At 47.0% G+C, this 1,022-nt stretch carries 2 pseudogenes; both read right to left on the reverse strand.

The features are described from left to right. Positions 1-392: pseudogene (locus B347_RS0109335) on the reverse strand (RHS repeat-associated core domain-containing protein); the annotation flags it as partial. 38 nt (positions 393-430) lie between these two features. Then, positions 431-1,022, reverse strand: a pseudogene (locus B347_RS26895) (hypothetical protein); the annotation flags it as partial.

The following is a 1,022-nucleotide window of genomic DNA, read 5'->3' on the forward strand; positions in this document are numbered from 1 at the left end:
GGGCTGTTGAAGCGCATCAATACCGGATTAAATGCCCGATACCCTTGGCCCAGTAAATAGTGCCCGGTGGTGGAGTCGGCTCGCTCGCCATTAAATCCCTGCACAATCTGTTGGTTCATCGATATGGGCCGATGCCCGTACACGGTGTAGGAATACGGTTGTGGCCCTTCGGTATTGAGACTTAACAGAACGCAAGAATGCTGGTCAGCCATCAGCAGTGTCGAGGGCGTGTCATCATCCGGTTTGCGCTGAGCCAATGGCTGAGTCAATGACTCAAAAAAACAACGGTGAGCCGGGCCCTCTATCTCAGTCGCGATACGTTGCTGGATATAAAAGCGGCGTATCCCATCGACCCCGGACAGTCTGTCTAGCGGATCGTAGTAATAAGTCATTGGTCACCATGCCTAGGAGGCCTAGATGTTTAAACAGCTTACGGTGCATTGGTGCCGAAATAACGGTCCCAGTAATGTCGATTTTGTTCTGGCAACAATGACTTCCGACCTTCTCTGATCAGTCGAAAAGAAATGAGTTGGTGCCTGATTTGATGGGTTTCCTGAAAGTACCTGAGCCCTTCTCGTATCGCATCAAGATTGCCGATCGCTTCGATACTTTTCTGATTTGCGTGTTGAATGTTGAACATTTCGATTCCCAGATCATTGCTGATCAAAGTTGTTTTTTGAACAGTCTGTGAGTTGAGTGAGCTTTGGGCTTTTAGCATTTCATTTAATACAGCCTGTTGACGCTTCCTTAGATTGGCGTGTCTGCCTATTAACATGTGTTCATTGCCTTTTTTCAAAAAAATACTGACGTCTTCGGCGGCGACTTGATAGTGCTTCAGGAGAGGGCCATAAGTTTGAGTTTGCGAGGTATGAACTTTAATCAGTTTTTCTGTTTTTATCTCGGAAGGCGCTATCAACTTTAAACGTCGTAAAAACTCTTTTATAACGTGCCCTGACGGATCGCCGAAGTTAACAGGATCTTTGCAATAGGCGTACGCATTAGTGCCACCTTTGCCAAACGGG

Origin of the sequence: Pseudomonas psychrophila HA-4, from assembly GCF_000282975.1 — a bacterium.
In the GTDB taxonomy this organism is placed as follows: Bacteria; Pseudomonadota; Gammaproteobacteria; order Pseudomonadales; family Pseudomonadaceae; genus Aquipseudomonas; species Aquipseudomonas psychrophila_A.